Genomic DNA, 17476 nt, shown 5'->3' on the forward strand with positions numbered 1-17476 from the left:
TCGGGCGATGATCCGACTCGATTCCGCCGCTCCCCCGCTCTGGCGCGCCGACGGGAGCGTCCAATTCGGTGCCCCCGCGGTGGCCGTCTCGCCGTTCACCGGCTCGTGGGTCGACGTCGTCGTCGCGGCCCTGGCCGAGGGGACGAACTCGGCCGCTGTGCGAGGCCTCGCCCGCGTGCACGGGGCCGGGGACGGCGAGGCCGACGCCTTCCTCGCGGCGGTCGCGCCGGCGTTGGCGCGGAGGACGCGGCATCCACCCCTCGCCCTTCACGTCGACGACGATCTGCCGGCGCGGGCGACTCGCGCCGTGCTGGCGGCATTGCCCGCCCGCACGCGGGTCGTTCCCTGGGCAGGACCGGCGACCGAAGACGTCGCCCCCGGAACGCAGGTCGTTCTGCTGGCCGCTCACCGGGTCGACCCGCGACGGGCGGGGCCGCTCGTCCGCGACGACGTGACCCACGTGCCCCTCGTCCTCGACGGGTCAGGCGCCCGCATCGGCCCCGTCGTGGCGCCGGGACGAACCGCGTGCCTGGCCTGCCTCGACGCCGATCAGCGCCGCCACGACCCGGACTGGGCCACGGTGGCCGCCCAGCTGATCGGCAGACCCCGACCCGAGGTCGACGTGGCCCTCGCCGCCGAGGCCGGTCGGGCGGCGCGGTTCTTGCTCACCGCTCCGATCGGGCGGACGACGAGGTCGTTGCACTTGCGCGGCGACTCGTTCCGGCGGGCCTGGACGCTGCATCAGCCGAGCGCAGACTGCCACTGCCGATCTCCCGAAGGAATCGCGACGGAGACCGCTCACCCCGACCTCGGCCCCGCGCCCAGCTCACCGACAGCGTTCGCGCGGCCCGCGTGACGCCCACGTACGCGAGGCGTCGCTCCTCGTCGACCGCCTCGAACGTCTTCGCGTACGAGATCGGCAGGAGCCCTTCGCTGACTCCCACGAGGTACACGTGATCCCACTCCAGACCCTTCGCCGCGTGCAGCGTCGCCAGCGTCACCGTGCGGGTGGTCGGCTCGTGCTGATCGCGGGCGCGCGCCTGCAGGTCGTCGGTGAAAGCGCGCAGATCCGTACCCGCGGGGGCCTCCTCGGCCAGCCGCAGCAGAGCCGCCCGCGCCTCCCACGCCTCGCGCAGAGCACCGCCCGCCTCGGGCGGGTCGTCGGTGAGCCCGACGCTGCGCAGCACATCGCGCACCGTCGGAAGGAAGCCCGTCTCGAGCGGCGCCACGGACGCCGCCCGCAGAGCCATGAGCGCCTGACGCACCTCGGGCAGGTCGAAGAACTTGCGCCCACCCAGCACGGACGCTGCGACACCCACCTTCGCCAGAGCAGAGAGCAGCGCCGCCGACTGGGCGTGCGAGCGGTACAGCACGGCGATGTCGTGCGGATCGACGCCGCGCGAGAGCGAGTCGCGGATCGAGCGAGCCACGGCGGCGGCCTCGTCTTCGTCGTCGTCGAAGGCGCGGACCGTCGGGGTCGGCGTCTCGTCGTCGCTCGCGGCCTTCAGCTCGAGGGCGCCGGCCCGGCCCCGCATGAGGTCGTTCGCGACGGCGAGCACGGGAGCGGTGGAGCGGTAGTTGCGCTCGAGACGCACGACGCGCGCGTCATCGTGGGTGCGCTCGAAATCGAGCAGGTACCGCGCATCGGCGCCCGTGAAGGAATAGACCGTCTGGCTCGCGTCGCCCACCACGCACAGGTCCCGACGATCCCCGAGCCACAGCTCGAGCAGCCGGTTCTGCAGCGGAGAGACGTCCTGGTACTCATCCACCGTGAAGTGCCGGTACTGCTCGCGCACCGCCGCGGCGACGCGCGGTTCGGCCTCGATCATGCCGGCGCACGTCAGCAGGACATCCTCGAAGTCCATCTGACGACGCTCGTCCTTGAGCTTCTCGTACGCCCGCTGCAACGCGACGACCTGATCCACACCGAGGCGGCCGACGCCGTCGGGGCGGTCCGCCGCGTACTGCTCGATCGACCGCAGGGTCACCTTGCGCCACTCGATCGCCGAGGCCACATCGCGAAGGGTCGCCGTGTCGGGAGCGAGTCCCACACCGTCGGCCGCGTGCGCGAGCATGCGGACCTTGTTGTCGATGATCGACGGAGCCTGGTCGCCGGCGAGCGTCGGCCAGAAGAAGTTGACCTGCGCCAGGGCCGCCGCGTGGAACGTGCGGGCCGACACCCCCGAGACGCCGAGAGCGCGCAGACGCCCGCGCATCTCTCCCGCGGCCTTGGCCGTGAAGGTCACCGCCATCACGCGCTGCGGGGAGTACGCGCCGGTGTCGACGCCGTGGGCGATGCGACGCGTGATCACGCGCGTCTTACCGGTACCCGCCCCCGCGAGCACGCACACCGGACCGCGCAGCGCGCGGGCGGCCTCGAGCTGGTACTCGTCGAGCCCCTCGAGCGGCGAGGTCACGCGACGCCTCGATACCAGTCGTCGATGAGCCGCCGGGCGATGGACGCCCGTCCCGGAAGCATCGCCGAGCCCTCGCCCCGCAGCGCCGCCCCGATCTCGTCACGGTCGAACCAGCGCACCTCGACGATCTCGTCGCCGTCGGCCTGCGCCTCGGCGTCGTCCACGACCACCGCGCGGAAGCCGAGCATCAGCGACCGCGGATACGGCCACGCCTGCGAACCGCGGTACGCGATGTCACGCAAGCGCACCCCGGCCTCCTCGCCCACCTCGCGGGCCACGGCGTCTTCGAGCGACTCCCCCGCCTCGGCGAAGCCGGCGAAACACGAATACCGGTCCCCGCCCCAGGCGGCGTTGGCACCGAGCAGGATGCGGTCGTCACTGGTGGCGGAAGTCACGAGCACGATCACCGCGGGATCAGTGCGCGGAAAGTGCTCGCGCCCGCACACGGGACAGTGGCGCGACCAGCCGGCGTGGCGCAGTTCGGTCGCCGAGCCGCACGCCGGGCAGAAGGCGGCATCGCGCAGCCACCCCGCCAGAGCGACGGCGGTGGTCAGCAGTTCGGCTTCGCCGGCGGGCAGGTCGCCACCGGCGGCGCGGAGCGGGGACCACTCGGCATCCGGAACGATCTCGCCGGGCGCGCCATCGCTCAACGCCGCCAGAACGACCGCGGTGCGGTCGGGAGTGCGTCCGAGGAATGCCCACTCGGTCACGACGTCGTCGTCCACCTCCGTGGTCGACACGAGTGCGAGGCGGCCGTCGCGGAGGGGCGCGGCGTCTCGACGGATCGCGAGCACACGCGTGCCCGGCTCCGCGCGGAGGCGGCCCAGCAAGGTTTCGTCGTCACGCTCACCACCCGCGCGATCCACGGTCAACGGGGGACGGACCTCGGACGACGAAGACGCGGGACGCGGCATCGAACACCTCTCTGACGGCGGGCGGCAAGCGGCGGTCGGACGACCGACCTCCTCGGTCAAGGGCGTGGCGCGGGCCGGTGAAGGAAGGCCCGACCTACCCTGGGGGCATGGCACGCTCGCCCCTCATTTTAGCCGCGTCGGCGACAACGGCCCTGCCCGGTGCAGCCTTCTCGAACGTCAGCACCCTGACCGAGAACGCCGCAGGTCGCTTCGATGCCGCTCTCGCGCGCACCGCCGACGGGCGCGAGGTCGTCATCCGCATGCCGGCTGGCGCAGAGGCGGCCCCCGACCTCGCCGCCGAATCGCGCGCCCTGCACGCGCTCACGGCGGGCGTCCGCGCCCTCCTCCCCTTCGCCGTGCCCGAAGTGATCGGAGAAAGCGGCTCCGGAACGCAGCGCGTGCTCATCGTCGACCGCATCGACGGCTACCGCATCGACCCCGCGCACCTGCCCAAGGGCCCCGGCTACGCACCCGCCATCGGCGGAGCCCTGGCCGCCGTGCACGCACTCCCCGTGTCGATCGTCCGTACCGACGGACTCCCCGTGCGCTCCCCCGAGCAGGTGCGCGACGACGTCAAGCGACTCCTCGACCGCGCCGATGCGACCGGACGCGTCAGCGACGACCTCATGCTGCGCTGGCGCCGCGCGCTCGACGTCGACGACCTGTGGCGCTTCGAATCGGCGGTCGTCCTGGGCGGAGCGACCAGCTCCTCCATCCTCCTCGCCGACGACGAGGACGAGATCCCCCACGTGGTCGGCATCCTCGACTGGGCCGGGCTCAGTGTCGGCGACCCGGCCGTGGACCTGCGCTGGTTGGCATCCGCTCCCCTGGCCGCCGACGACGTGCACGCCGGATACGCCGCCGCGGGCGACCGCTCCCCCGATCCCCTTCTGCGCGAGCGCGCCCGGCTGTACGCCGAGCTCGAGTTCGCCCGGTGGCTCGTGCACGGCCACGACGCCGGCGAGACCGACGTCGTCGCCGACGCCGTCGCCCTGCTCGACGCCCTGGCCGACGGCGTGCGCGGCGACCACATCGTGCCCGACTCGCGCAGCGACATCGACGACGCGATGGCCCTCGTCGAGAGCGTCCCCCCGGTCTCCGCCCCGGCCGCGGTCGACACCTCGATGCAGACCGACGCCTACGACCCCGAAGCCCTCTCGCTGTACCTTTCCGCCGAGCGCGATCGCGCCACGGCTGCCGAGGCCCTCGCCGAAGCCCTCGCGAACGCGAAGGAATCGGATGCCGACAGCGGAGCGATCCACGTCGACCGGCTGCCCGTCCCCGACAGCGTCGAGCCCGGCGCGACCGAACCGCTCGACCTCGACGGGTGGTCCGAAGGTGACGCCCGGGAGCCGAAGGACGACCGCACTCAGGGGCCCGCACTCAGCGGAGACACCGACGCGACCTCGCTCTGGTCGCGCGCCGCGGTGTCCGCCGACCCGGCCGGGCCCGCCGTCCGCGACGAGAACACGTTCGGCGGCGACGCATCCGAGGATCAGCATCCCGCCGAGGGTGACGCCGCGCACATCGACGACGAAGAAGATGCCGCTCGCGCGAGCCGCGCCGCACTTCGCCGCTGGGGCGTCTCCGGCGACGGGGCCTGACGGGTTTCTCCGGTTCGCGGGGGGTGATCTCCTGCGTCGGGGGTGACACCGACCGCGCTCGCGGCCGCGCCGATTGGGGCGGGGCCCGGCGTTGCCTGCGGTTTGGGGCGAGTTTGAACGTTTGGGGCGTGAATTTCGCGCCCCAAACGGAAAATAGCGCCCCAAACCTACGATGACCGCCCCGGCACAGCGAACCACGCCGCAGAAATCCAGCTGACACCGACTGCGCTCGGGGCTCCGCCGCTCGGGGCGAGGCCCGGTGTTGCCTGCGGTTTGGGGACTGGGCCCGGCGTTGCCAGCGGTTTGGGGCGGGTTTTGGGCGTTTGGGGCGTCAATTTCACGCCCCAATCGGAAAATCGCGCCCCAAATCCGTGATGACCGCCCCGGGTCAGCGAACCTCGCCACGGAAATCCAAGGGGCGCGCCAACACCGCAAATCGCGCCGCAAATGGCGCGTTTCAGGTCAAGGAGACCGCCCTGCGACCGGCCTGAGGCGCGTACTTCCGCGACCTCAACATCACCCCGTACCCGTCATCAGGTGGTCACCGCGCTGCGCAAGCGACCGCGCCCGGGTCAGCCCCGCAGCACCAGCTCGTCGCCGACGTAGAACAGGGCCACATCGATCAGGTCGAGGTCGATGCCGTGTTTCGCGTGGTACGCCTCGCGGTAGAGCTCGAGCTGCAGCATGCGCGAGCGACGCTCGGGCTCGCTGGTGGGCGGGCGACCCGTCTTCCAGTCGACGATCTCGTACCTCTCGCCGCGGCGGTACACGGCATCCAGCTTGCAGATGACGACGTGCTCGCGACCGTCGAGGCGGGTCGTGACGAAGTCGATCTCGGTTTCGACCTCGAGGGGCCGCAACCCCGCCCATTCCGAGCGCTCGAAGCAGGCGCGCAATCGCTCGAGTTCCACCGCATCCGCCGCAGACGCTCCGTGCTCGTCGTCGTCCCACAGGCCGTCGTCGTCGAGCCCGACCCCCGCGCCGACCAACCCGGAGCGCTGCTCGACCCAGGCGTGGAAAAGGGTACCCAGACGCGTCTGCCGGTACGGGCGCTCCGGCATGGGGCGCCTCAGGTCGTCGACCGCCCGCCCATAGTCGGCGACGAAATCCTTGAACCGCGACGCCGGGATACGCGTCGGAGCCGGCGTGTGCACGGGCCGGAAGCGGTCGGCGCGTTCGGCGAGCAGCAGTTCGAGGTCGTCGTCGGGGTCGGCCGGAGGCGCCGCGCGCGCCGCGGTGACGGCGCTCACCGCGCCCGAGATCGCTGTGCGCCGCGCGCCGAGCGGGTCGAGCGGCCACTGCAGCAGGCGCCTCTCGCCGTCGTAGGGGTCCTCCCCCGCCTCATCGACGGTCAGCTCGACGCCGAGCGCCTCGGCCGCCTCGTCGAGGAAGATGCTGGGTCTCCGCGGGCGCTTCGTGCCCGACCAGCTCGACCCCGACAGCATGAGGTGATCCCTGGCGCGTGTGAATGCCACGTAGGCGAGACGCCGGTCCTCATCGAGCTGACGCGCCCGGTTGTCGGCCACGAACGCGTCGATCGCCGCTTTGAGGTCCTGCTGCGTCTCGGCCCCGCGCCACCCGAACACCGGGAGCCAGGCAGAATCGCCCCGGAACTCCGACGGCAGGATGCCGAATCCCAGCCACCCCTTCGTGTCGCGGGGCAGTGAGGGCAGCTCGTCGGTCACGAGACGCACGACTGCCACGGCATCCCATTCGAGGCCCTTCGAGCCGTGGATCGTGAGGAGCTGCACCACGTCGTCTTCGGGCGGCTCGGTGCGGGGCGCGAATTCGTCGGCCTGTTCGGCGTGGTCGAGCCAGGCGAGCAGGCTCGGCACCGAACCGGACTCGTCTGCGGCGAGGAACCCGCGGATCTCGTCGACGAAAGCGCGCAGCTGCGCCGAGGCGATGCGCGCCGGGCCGCGGGCTTCGTTGGCCGCGAGCTCGATGTCGAGACGGAGCTCGGCCTCGATCAGCCGAATGAGTTCGGGAATGGGAGCACCGACGCTGCGCCTCAGCGCGGCGAACACCGCCCCCGCCTCGCGGAGGCGCGCGCGTCCCTCGGGGGTGATGTCGGTGAGCCAGCCGTGACCGTCGGTCTGGCGCGTGACGAAGTCGAGGGCGTCGACGAGCGACGCCCGATCGGCTCCGGGAGTCGAGCGCAGACGGTCCACGGTCTCGGGCGCGAGCGGCTGCAGGGCGACGTCGTGGGTGGCCAGGCGGCGGGCGAGCTGCGCGAGAGCGCGGAGATCCGCGAGACCGACGGCCCAGCGCGGGCCGGACAACAGGCGGATCAGCGCGGACCCCGCCTCGGGGTCGCTGATGACCCGCAGGACCGACACGACGTCGACGACCTCGGGAGTGGTCAGCAGGCCGCCCAGCCCGAGGATGCGATGAGGGATGCCACGCCGCCCGAGCGCATCGCCGAAGCGCACCATGTGCTTCTTGCTGCGGAACAGCACCGCTCCCGTGGTGCCGCGTCCCTCTGCGGCACGAGCCGCGCGGACGCCGACGAACCACGACGCGACGCGGTCGGCCTCTGCGTCGAGGTCGTTCTCGAACGCGATCTCGACCACCCCGTCGGGAGCCCCCGGCCGCGAGCGGAGCTCTTCGACCGCGACGGCCGCCCGCGAGGCGAGCGGCGCCAGCACGGCGTTGGCGGCGTCGAGCACGCGCGCGCTGTTGCGCCAGCTCGTCAGGAGGGCGAAGCGCTGACATCCGCCCGCGGGGGCGAAGGCGTCGGGGAAGCCGCCGAGGTTTCCGGCACTGGCGCCGCGCCAGGCGTAGATGGCCTGGTGCGGGTCGCCGACGGCCATGACGCCGGTCCCGCCGAACAGGGTCGCCAGCAGGTCGGTCTGAACGACCGAGGTGTCCTGGTACTCGTCGAGCAGCACGACGCGATAGCGCGCGCGCAGTTCTTCGACGACCGCGGGGTGCTCCTGGGCGATTCGCAGGGCACCCGCCACCTGATCGGCGAAGTCCATGACACCCAGCCGCGCTTTCTCGCGGTCGTAATCGGCGGCGAGCCGCGCGAGCAGCGACAACGCCGACACCCGGGTCGCGGCGTCGGCCACGTCTTTGTAGACGCCGACGCGGGCCGAGGTCGACGGGCGCTCGACGATGCGACCGAACTCGTCGGGGAAGGCGGCGAGCTTCTCGAGGTCGACGAGGTTGTCGACGCCGTCGCGGGCGATGCGCAGTGCCGCGTCGATCAGCGTGCGCGGGGATTCTTGACGCTCCTCGAGGCGGGGGTCGTCGGAGGCGAAGACGACCCTTCGCATGAGCAACCATGCCGCCGATTCCGACATCACGGCCGCCTCGGAATCACGACCGATGCGCAGCCCGTGCTCGCGCACGATCGAGTCGGCGAAGCTGTTGTAGGTCGACACGGTGGGCCGGTGCAGGAGTTGGTCGCCCTCGTCGAGACCGGCGTCGGCCGCCCCGACCTCGGCGGCGAGAGCATCGAGGACGTCCCGCCGAGCCGCGTCGGCTTTCGCCCCCTCGAGTCGAGCGACGTCGGCGAACACCGACAGCCGGCCGGCCTCGTGAAGAGCGGGCAGCGCGGGCAGCAGGCCCCGTGTCTCGAACTCCGACAGACGCTGCAAACGGCGCTGGATACGCTCGGCCAGCTCTCCGGCCGCCTTTCGCGTGAACGTCAGCCCGAGCACCTCGTCGCGCCGGACCAGTCCGTTCGCCACGAGCCAGACGACGCGTCCGGCCATGGTCTCGGTCTTGCCGCTGCCGGCGCCCGCGACGACGAGGGCGGGGGCGAGGGGGGCTTCGATGACGGCGGTCTGCTCGACGGTCGGCGGGAACTGCCCGAGGGCCGCGGCGATCGTCGCGGCAGAGAGCACAGCGCTCACGGCGTCCTCCTCGAGCGTCGGCGGGTGCCCCCGAGGACCGGGAGAACAACGGTCATGACGCACTCACCGCCGAGACCGTGTGGATGCGGCACAGGCCGTACGAGAATTCGTCTCGGCAGTGGACTTCGTACGGGGCGGCGAAGCTCGTGCCGCGCATCACCCCGACCGCGCGCTGCACCCGCTCGACGAACTGCGCGCGCTGCGCGTCGTCGAACGGCTTCTGCGTCGGTTCGGCGTAGTCCTTCTTGGCCGCGGTCGGACGCAGAACGAGCAGCTTCGCCCCACCCGAGGGCAGCCCCGCGACCTGCTCGATCGCGCCCGACGAGAACGCCAGCTGGTACGCCGCGAGCTGAGGGTTGTCGGCGACCTTGGCGTCGGTCTGGGGCTCGCTCTTGCCGGTCTTGAGGTCGACGATCACGACCTCTCCTGCGGGTGTCACCTCGACCCGATCGATGTCGCCGCTCAGCACGGCGCCGTGCTCGCCGGCATCCGCGATGGGGATCGGCACCTCGAAGTGCCGCTCGGCGCCGATCAAGCGCCCGCCCGCGTCATCGAACCGACGCAGGTACGCGGCCAGACGACGAATCAGTTCGCGCGCACGCGTGCGTTCGGCCCGCTCGCGCCACACGGCGTCGAAGGCCAGCTCGCCCCAGCGCTCGTCGACCACGGCCCAGAGGTCGTCTTCAGACGACGACGCCGCCGTCTCGAGCGCCGCGTGGATGATCGTGCCGATGCCGGCCGTCGTCCCGCCCCGGTCGCCGCCGAGGTCGGCGATGACCCAGTCGAGCTCGCATTCTTCGAGAGCGTGCAGGCGCGACGGCGAGACGCGGACGTCTTCGCGCGTCAGGTCGCGCAGGGGTGCCGACGAGGTCGGTGCGGCCACGCCGTACCACTCCTCGGGCGCTGCACCGGCGACCCCGGCTGTTGCGAGGAGCGCGAGCTGGCCCGCCGCGTGGGCGCGCTCGGTCGCGGGAACCCGCGGCACGGTCAGCGAACGCCGGTGCCGAGCGACGAGGCCCCGCAACGACAGCGGATGTTCGGGAATGGATGCCGCCGGCTCGGGCGCCGGGAGCATCTCGAACAGCACGCTGGGCCCGGTGTCGTCGTCGTCGACGGCGGTGACGACGAGAAGCGAACCGGCCCGGCTCAGGGCGCGGACGAACAGCCTGAGCTCGTCGTGCATGGCCGCGCGACGGCGGTCGAGCATGCCCGCGGCGGGGAGGTCGGGGTTCTGCACCGCGTCGGCCAGACGCCAGGTCTCGAGCAGGCCACCGCGCAGGCGGGTGTTGGGCCACACCCCGTCTTGCACCCCCGCGATGATGACGGTGTCGAACGCCGTGCCGGCCGCAGCCGCGGGGGTGAGCACGCGGACCGTGTCGACGACGGCGGGCTGCTCGATGCGGTCTTCGGCGACGTCGCTGTCGAGGACGGCCCGCAGGAAGACCGAGGCCTCGCCGTCGGGTTCGCGTTCGGTGTAGCGCTTCGCCGCCTGGAAGAGCGCGACGACGGCGTCGAGGTCGCGGTCGGCCTGTTCGGCGATCGGCCCGTGCCCACGGACGGCCTCGCGCCACGACCGGGAGAGTCCGCTGCGCTCCCACGCGGTCCACAGCAGTTCGTGGGGTGTCGCGCGGGAGAGGGCCTGCGCCCGGAGGGCGGCCAGGGTCTCGCCCAGGCGTGCGGCGCGACGTGCCTCGCGCGTGTCGACGGTCTCGAGTTCGAGAGGGAAGCGCACGCCGGAGACGAGCAGCTCGGTCGCCGTGCGTGCTCCCCCGGCGCCGAGCTCGTCGTGGCGAAGCGCCGTGCGCAGCCGACGGAGCTCGATGGGATCGAGACCCCCGAACGTCCCGAGCAGAGCGTCGACCACCTCGTCGGGAGCCCAGTCGTCGGGGTCTTTCATGCCGAGCTCGACAAGACCCACGAGGTCGCGGACCGGTCGCTGGACACCGAGGGCGAGCCCGGGCCCGCTCGCCCGAGCGGGCACCTCTCGCGCGGCCAACTCGGCCTCGAGGGTCGCGACCTGCCGTGAATCGTGCGCGATCACGGCGCACGAGCCCCAGGGCACGCCGTCGAGGACGTGCCGTTCCCGCAGCAGACGGGCGATGGCATCGGCCTCTTCGGCCGGAGACCGGAGGAGGTACGTGCGCACCGACCCCTGCGGCACCGCGCCCGAGGGGGCGCGTCGGTGAGCGACGACCCCGGCCGCACCGATCCGCGTCACGACGCGACGAACGAGGTCGATCTGTTCGGGCGTTCCCCGATGCGGCTCGCCGAGAGCGGCGGTCGTGCCCAATTCGCGGGCGAGACGCGCGAAGTTCTCGGGGGTCGCGCCGCGGAACGCTCCCGACCCGACGTCGGGATCGCCGAACGCGACCACGCCGATCCCCAGGCCGCGGCACGCGCGCAGCAGGTCGATGCCGCCGGCTGTCAGCTCTTGCGCATCGTCGACGAGGATGCAGCGCAACGCGGAGAAGCGTCCGAGCAGCCCGCGCTCGACGCGCGCCTCGTCGAGGACGGCGACGGCCTCGCGCGCGAGATCGGCCGCGTCGCGGTGCGCGCCGCGCATCTCGGAGCGCACCGCCCGGTACTCGTCGGCGAACGACGCCAGTGAAGCCCACACCGGCAGGTCGAACCGCTCGGCGAGATGGACGAGATCGTCGGAGACGACGCCCAGGTCGGTGCATTCCGCGAGGAACGCGCGCAGATCGCCGCGAAAACCCCGCGTGGCGCGGATCACCGGCCCGAGCCACGCGGGCCAGCGCGACAGCCCCTCGAGCTCGTCGAGCGCGTCGCCCTCGAGCAGGTCGCGGATGATCTGGTCTTCGTCGCCGCCCGTGAGCAGCTGCGGCGGTTCGAGGCCACGACGCACTTCGGCCGCCCGCACGAGTTGGAAGGCGAACGACGCCACCGACCGCGCCAGAGCGCCGGACGTGGCTCGCCCCACCGCGAGGGCGAGGGGGTCGCGCAGCGCCGTCGCCGCGGGCCGCGTCGGCGTGAGCACGAGGATCTCGTCGGGATCGACCCCGGATGCCACGAGCTCGCGCACGCGCGCCAGAAGGGTGGTCGTCTTGCCCGAGCCCGGGGCCCCCACGACGACGCCGCTCGCGGCAGCGGGCCAGTCGATGACGACGCGCTGCTCGGCGTCGAGAGCACCTCCCCGGGCGGGAGATGCGTCGAGGGCGACGGCATCCGGGATCTGCATGTCTCCACGCTAATCGCGACCTCCGACATCGCCGTGTGCGACGCCGCGACCGCACCGGTTCGCACCCCGCAGACACCCCCGGGCGCGCGCCCCGCCCCGCCCCCAAGGGACGCTGCGACCCGGCGAGATCTCCCGGTACAGCCACGCGCGTTCGCCGTCCGCGAAGCGGCCCCTCCCGCGGGCTGCGGTGTCGGGAGCCTGCCCTAGAGTCGAATCACGCGCCGGGCCGACCGCGGCCCGCGGGGAAAGGACGCATCGTGGAGATCCGCATCGGAATCACCAACACCGGCCGCGAGCTGAACTTCGAGACGAACGAGAGCTCGGACGCCGTCAAGTCGGCCGTCGCCGCCGCCCTCGACAACTCCGCCAGCCACGTCACCTTCACCGACGTGAAGGGCAACTCCTACCTCGTTCCGACCGCCAACCTCGCGTTCGTCGAACTGGGCACCGAAGAGTCGCGTCGCGTCGGCTTCGTCGCCTGACACTCGAGCCGTGCAGATCCTGCTCGGACTGATCATCGGCGCGGTCATCGGCCTCGCCGTGCACTTCGCGCTTCCGCACCGTCACCTCCGCGGCGTCGTCCTCGCCCCTCTGGCGGGGGCCGCCGCGGCGGCGATCGTGTGGACGGCGCTGACGTGGATGGGCCTCGGCGTCGACTCGCCGATCCTCTGGATCGTCGCCGTCCTGGCCCCGGCCGTCACGACGTTCGCGCTCGTGTCGCTGCTCACGCGGTCGCGCGTCGCCCGCGACGAAGCCGATCGCGCGCGCCTGGGCGTCTGACGGCAGCACCGGATGCCGGCTCCCCGGCGCCCGACGAAGCCCGTGGCATCCCCGCGAAAAGGTGCACGCCGCAGGCGGTGACCGTCGTTACGCGGCGAGCCCCATGGCATCCATTCGGCGTGCGTGCGCACCCATCAGTTCGCTGAACACGGGCTCGACCTTGGCCTCTTCGTCGCGATCGAGGTGACCGTGGCGGAGCGCGGCGCGCGCGACCAGCAGGGTGTCACCGACCAGTCGGCGGCCCCACAGCGCGAGCAGCCAGCGCCACTCCTCGTCGCTCTCGATCGTCGCGCCCAGGATGTCGACGATCGCCTGACGGTCGTCGTCGGCCTGCAGGACGCGCGCGACCCGGCGGCCGGTGTCGCCGTAACTCGACGACAGTGCCAGGTAGAAATCGTCGAGAAGACCGGCGGTGATGTGGACCGTGAGCATCGTCTCCTGCGGGCGGACGCCGTGCGTGTTGCGGCGGAAGGCATCGAGCGACTCGCGGAACGGCAGCATGAGCTGCGTCGGATCGGCCCCGCGTTCGCGGATCAGGGCGACGAGCTCCTGGTGCTTGATGAGGGCCGCGCCCGCTGCGCGAGACAGCGACTCCTTCTCGGCCAGCTCGGGAGTCAGGGCGATGAGCTCGCTCAGCGTCTCGAAGAAACCGAGCTGCAGATAGGCGGCCTGACCCAGGAAGGTCTCGACCTCGGGAGCGAGCTCCGCGAAATCGACCCGCATGGCCTCGCCGAGGTCTCCGCGCGAACGCAACTGCAGCGTGCGGCCCACCGGGCGCTGACGACGACGGAACCACTCGAACACAGACCACAGCCTAGGCGTCGGGGGCCCGCGAGACACGCCGGGTAGAGTGGAACAGCCCCGGCGTCGGATCGGGGCCCCGCGCCTGTGGACGAGTGAGGCGTGGATACGACTCCCCCAGGCGGTCTCTCGCCGCCGGAACAGGCACGCTCATGACGACATTCGCCGAGCTCGGCATCGATCAGGACATCGTCGATGCCCTCGCATCGAAGGGCATCGTCGATGCCTTCCCCATCCAGGAGCAGACGATCCCCCTCGGCCTCCCCGGCCAGGACATCATCGGCCAGGCCAAGACGGGTACCGGAAAGACCTTCGGCTTCGGCATCCCCGTCGTCCAGCGTCTCGGCCTGAACCCCGAGCCGGGCGTCAAGGCGCTCATCGTCGTCCCGACGCGCGAGCTCGCGGTGCAGGTCTACGAAGACATGGACATGCTGACCTCGAACCGCCCCACCAGCGTCGTCGCCATCTACGGCGGCAAGGCGTACGAGGGCCAGATCGACCAGCTCAAGGCCGGCGCGCAGATCGTCGTCGGAACGCCCGGTCGCCTCATCGACCTCGCCAACCAGCGCTTGCTCGACCTGTCGAACGCGACCGAGGTCGTCCTCGACGAGGCCGACAAGATGCTCGACCTCGGCTTCCTCGCCGACATCGAGAAGATCTTCTCGAAGGTGCCGCCGGTGCGTCACACGCAGCTGTTCTCGGCCACGATGCCCGGACCGATCGTCGCGCTCGCCCGCCGCTTCATGTCGAACCCGATTCACATGCGCGCGAACGACCCCGATGAGGGCCTCACGCAGGCGAACATCAAGCACCTCGTCTACCGCGCGCACTCACTGGACAAGGACGAGGTCATCGCCCGCATCCTCCAGGCCGAGGGTCGCGAAAAGGCCGTCATCTTCACCCGCACCAAGCGCGCCGCCCAGAAGCTCGTCGACGAGCTCGGCGACCGCGGCTTCAACGCCGCCGCCGTCCACGGCGACATGAGCCAGGAAGCGCGCGAGCGCTCGATGGCCGCGTTCAAGGCCGGCAAGAAGGACGTCCTGATCGCCACCGACGTCGCCGCCCGCGGCATCGACGTCAACGACGTCACCCACGTGATCAACCACACGATCCCCGACGACGAGAAGACCTACCTGCACCGCGCGGGCCGCACCGGCCGCGCAGGCAAGACCGGCATCGCGGTCACGTTCGTCGACTGGGACGACCTGCACAAGTGGGCGCTCATCAACCGCGCCCTCGAGTTCGGCCAGCCCGAGCCCACCGAGACCTACTCGTCGAGCCCCCACCTCTACACCGACCTCGACATCCCCGAGGGCACCAAGGGTCGTCTCGTGACGGCTCCGAAGGCCGTCGCGCCGAAGCAGGTCGAGAAGAAGAACGAGGGCCAGGATGCCGAGGGCACCCGCGGCCCGCGTCGTCGCCGTCGCGGTGGATCGTCGTCGGCCGAGGGCACCGGCCCCGCCGGTGACGCCGCTCCCCGCGAAGAGGGCGGCGCCGGAACGCATGACGGCGCCGGCAAGGAGCACCACGACGGCAACGCGGCCCCGCGCCGTCGCCGTCGTCGCCGCAGCGGCGGCAGCTCGGGAACGCCGTCGGCTCCCGTGGCCTGATACGCGAACACCGAGAACGGCGCCGATCCCCTCCGCGGGGGTGGGCGCCGTTTCACGTGGCGCCGGGGTGCCGGCATCCGGAATCCCCCGCCCGCCCCGCGGGCGGACCCGCCCGGCCCTCGCCCTCGCGATGAACGCTTCCTGCACCCGGAAACGCGCTCGGACAGCGTTTCTCGTCGCACCAAGCGTTTATCGCGCCCCGCACCGCGCCCTCGCGCAGCGTCACAGCCCGCCCGGCGGCCGCGCAGCGTCCTACGGGAAGACCGGCGCCGTCCCGCGGCCCCGGGCGAAGATCCGCGCGACCATGTCATCGGCCGTGGTGTTCTCGCCCGGCAGGTTGGGCTTGCCGAGACCGTGGTAATCGCTCGAACCGGTGACGATCAGATCGCGCTCGGCGGCGAGGACGGCGAGGAGGGCCGTGGGTTCGGGGAGGTTCTCGCGGTGAGCGAGCTCGAAGCCCGCCAGGCCCGCCTCGAGCATGGCCTGGAGCACTCCGTCCGGCAGGAGCGATCGCCCCGCGGGGTGGGCGATGATCGGCACGCCGCCCGCACCCACGACGAGCTCGACGGCCGTGACCGGATCGGGGGCGTACAGCGCTACGTAATAGTCGCCGGAGGGGTGCAGGATGCCGGCGAACGCCTCGGTGCGATCCGCCACGATGCCGCGCGCCACGAGCGCATCGGCGATGTGCGGGCGGCCCACGGTCGCGCCGTCGGTGGTCTGGGCGACGATGTCGTCCCAGGCGATGTCGTAATCGTGCGAGATGCGCTCGGCCATGATCTGCGCGCGATCCAGTCGCGACGACCGGATCCGGTCGGTCATCGCCCGCAGCGCTGCATCGTCGGGATCCACGAGGTACGCCAATAGGTGGACGCTGCGCCACCGGTGCCGCGCCGACAGCTCCATGCCGGGTACGAACGTCATCCCCAGCGAGGTCGCCGCCTCGGCGGCCTCGGCCCAACCCGACGTGGTGTCGTGGTCGGTGAGGGCGGCGGTGTGCAGACCGTGTCGGTGAGCGGCGGCCATCACCTGCGCGGGGGGCTCGGTGCCGTCGGAGTGCGACGAGTGCAGGTGAAGGTCGCTCGGACCCTCGAATCGACGTTCACACTGCACCCGTCGAGCGTAGCGCGCCGCTTCACAGGGGCAGCGCCCACCCGGCATCCGTGGATCTCCCAGACGGCTCCCCTAGGGTCGGGTGCGTGCGTCGTCTGGTCGGTCTTCTGGTCGCGCTCGCCTTCGCGGCGGGCGCCGCTGTGTTGACGTGGCCCTCGGCGTTCGGGGTCGAACGCACCTTCCCCCTGGCGCAGGTCATCTCGTTCCGGGCTCCCCTGGCGGCCGCCTTCGTCGGCGCGACACTGCTCATGCTGCTGTTCGCGCTGATCCGCCCCGTCCGCGCTCTCGCCCTCGTCCTGGCGTTCGTGTTCGCCCTCGCGGGCGGCGTCAACGTCTCGATGCTCGCGCAGCGCGGACTCGGCTCCGAAGACATGCCGGCCAAGACCGCGTCGAGCCTGCGCATCATGACGTGGAACACCGCGGGCTCGGCCACCTCGGCCGAGTCGATCGCGCAGTTCGCCGTGGGCATGCAGGCCGACGTCGTGACCCTCCCCGAGACCACGATCGAGACGGGGGCGCAGGTCGCCGAGCTCATGCGCGACATGGGCCAGCCGATGTGGGCGCACCACGCCGAGTACGGCGAGTACGGCATCACCGGATGGGATGCCACCTCGACGACCGTGCTCATCAAGCCCGAGCTGGGCGAGTACTCCGTCATCCAGTCGTCGCTCGACGGATCGAGCAACACCTCGACCGTGCCGAGCGCCGTCGCGATGCCCGTCTCGGGCGACGGCCCGATCATCGTCGCCGCGCACGCCGTCGCCCCGCGCGAGGAGTACATGACGCAGTGGCGGAGCGACCTGCAGTGGCTGGCCGATCAGTGCGCGACCGACAATGTCATCCTCGCGGGTGACTTCAACGCGACGCTCGACCACATGACCGGTATGGGCGTCGAGGGCGGCACCCTCGGCCGGTGCCACGATGCGGCGTCCGAGAGCGGCAACGGCGGCGTCGGAACGTGGCCGACCGATGCCCCGGCCCTGCTGGGCGCACCCATCGACCACGTCATGGCCACCCCCGACTGGACGGTGTCGGCGTCCGTCGTCATGCGATCGCTGGACGGCTCGGGAAGCGACCACCGCCCCATCGTCGTGCAGCTCGAGCGCACCGGCGGCTGACCGCTCCCCCTCCCGCGCGTCGAGGAGAGGCACGGGATGCTGTTCCCCCGCGCCCCCTCG

At 72.0% G+C, this 17476-nt stretch carries 11 protein-coding genes; 5 read left to right on the forward strand and 6 right to left on the reverse strand.

All coding sequences use genetic code 11. The features are described 5' to 3' along the window. Positions 1–665: 665 nt before the first annotated feature. Both BLS25_RS15790 and nudC read right to left on the reverse strand, forming a co-directional pair. Positions 666–2417, reverse strand: a complete 1752-nt coding sequence (locus BLS25_RS15790; RefSeq protein ID WP_056230501.1) for an ATP-dependent helicase — start codon at positions 2415–2417, stop codon at positions 666–668. Further along, a complete protein-coding gene (gene nudC, locus BLS25_RS15795; protein WP_074696969.1) occupies positions 2414–3331 on the reverse strand; it encodes an NAD(+) diphosphatase in 918 nt (305 codons plus the stop codon). Before nudC ends, BLS25_RS15790 begins: the two co-directional genes overlap by 4 nt. A 107-nt stretch (positions 3332–3438) precedes the next feature. On the opposite strand from nudC, the gene BLS25_RS15800 reads away from it, so the two are divergent. Continuing rightward, the gene (locus BLS25_RS15800) at positions 3439–4935 is read left to right on the forward strand and encodes a phosphotransferase (RefSeq protein WP_176786400.1); all 1497 of its coding nucleotides are present in this window, start codon (positions 3439–3441) and stop codon (positions 4933–4935) included. Between the two features lie 572 nt (positions 4936–5507). On the opposite strand, the gene BLS25_RS15805 is transcribed toward BLS25_RS15800, so the two are convergent. After that, a complete protein-coding gene (locus tag BLS25_RS15805) occupies positions 5508–8795 on the reverse strand; it encodes an ATP-dependent DNA helicase (protein WP_074696971.1) in 3288 nt (1095 codons plus the stop codon). A 52-nt stretch (positions 8796–8847) separates the two neighbouring features. Beyond that, positions 8848–11994 carry an ATP-dependent helicase gene (locus BLS25_RS15810; RefSeq protein ID WP_081349898.1) on the reverse strand — a complete coding sequence of 1049 codons (3147 nt, stop codon included), beginning with the start codon at positions 11992–11994 and terminating at the stop codon, positions 8848–8850. A gap of 257 nt (positions 11995–12251) precedes the next feature. On the opposite strand from BLS25_RS15810, the gene BLS25_RS15815 reads away from it, so the two are divergent. Together BLS25_RS15815 and BLS25_RS15820 are read left to right on the forward strand one after the other, a co-directional pair. Next, positions 12252–12476 carry a DUF3107 domain-containing protein gene (locus tag BLS25_RS15815; RefSeq protein ID WP_056230491.1) on the forward strand — a complete coding sequence of 75 codons (225 nt, stop codon included), beginning with the start codon at positions 12252–12254 and terminating at the stop codon, positions 12474–12476. A gap of 10 nt (positions 12477–12486) precedes the next feature. Further along, positions 12487–12774: a hypothetical protein gene (locus BLS25_RS15820; RefSeq protein ID WP_074696973.1), complete on the forward strand. Its 288-nt coding sequence runs from the start codon at positions 12487–12489 to the stop codon at positions 12772–12774. A gap of 87 nt (positions 12775–12861) precedes the next feature. Here BLS25_RS15820 and BLS25_RS15825 read toward each other — a convergent pair whose 3' ends face one another. Then, positions 12862–13578, reverse strand: a complete 717-nt coding sequence (locus tag BLS25_RS15825) for a ferritin-like fold-containing protein (protein ID WP_074696975.1) — start codon at positions 13576–13578, stop codon at positions 12862–12864. A gap of 149 nt (positions 13579–13727) precedes the next feature. On the opposite strand from BLS25_RS15825, the gene BLS25_RS15830 reads away from it, so the two are divergent. Beyond that, positions 13728–15185: a DEAD/DEAH box helicase gene (locus BLS25_RS15830; protein WP_074696977.1), complete on the forward strand. Its 1458-nt coding sequence runs from the start codon at positions 13728–13730 to the stop codon at positions 15183–15185. Between the two features lie 252 nt (positions 15186–15437). Here the strand turns inward: BLS25_RS15830 and BLS25_RS15835 are convergent, their stop codons facing one another. After that, positions 15438–16298 carry a PHP domain-containing protein gene (locus BLS25_RS15835; RefSeq protein WP_176786401.1) on the reverse strand — a complete coding sequence of 287 codons (861 nt, stop codon included), beginning with the start codon at positions 16296–16298 and terminating at the stop codon, positions 15438–15440. Between the two features lie 86 nt (positions 16299–16384). Here BLS25_RS15835 and BLS25_RS15840 point away from each other — a divergent pair, with 86 nt between their 5' ends. Further along, positions 16385–17416 carry an endonuclease/exonuclease/phosphatase family protein gene (locus BLS25_RS15840; RefSeq protein WP_074696981.1) on the forward strand — a complete coding sequence of 344 codons (1032 nt, stop codon included), beginning with the start codon at positions 16385–16387 and terminating at the stop codon, positions 17414–17416. Positions 17417–17476 lie beyond the last annotated feature (60 nt).

The organism is Microbacterium testaceum StLB037 (assembly GCF_900104345.1).
GTDB classification, from domain to species: Bacteria; Actinomycetota; Actinomycetes; order Actinomycetales; family Microbacteriaceae; genus Microbacterium; species Microbacterium testaceum_A.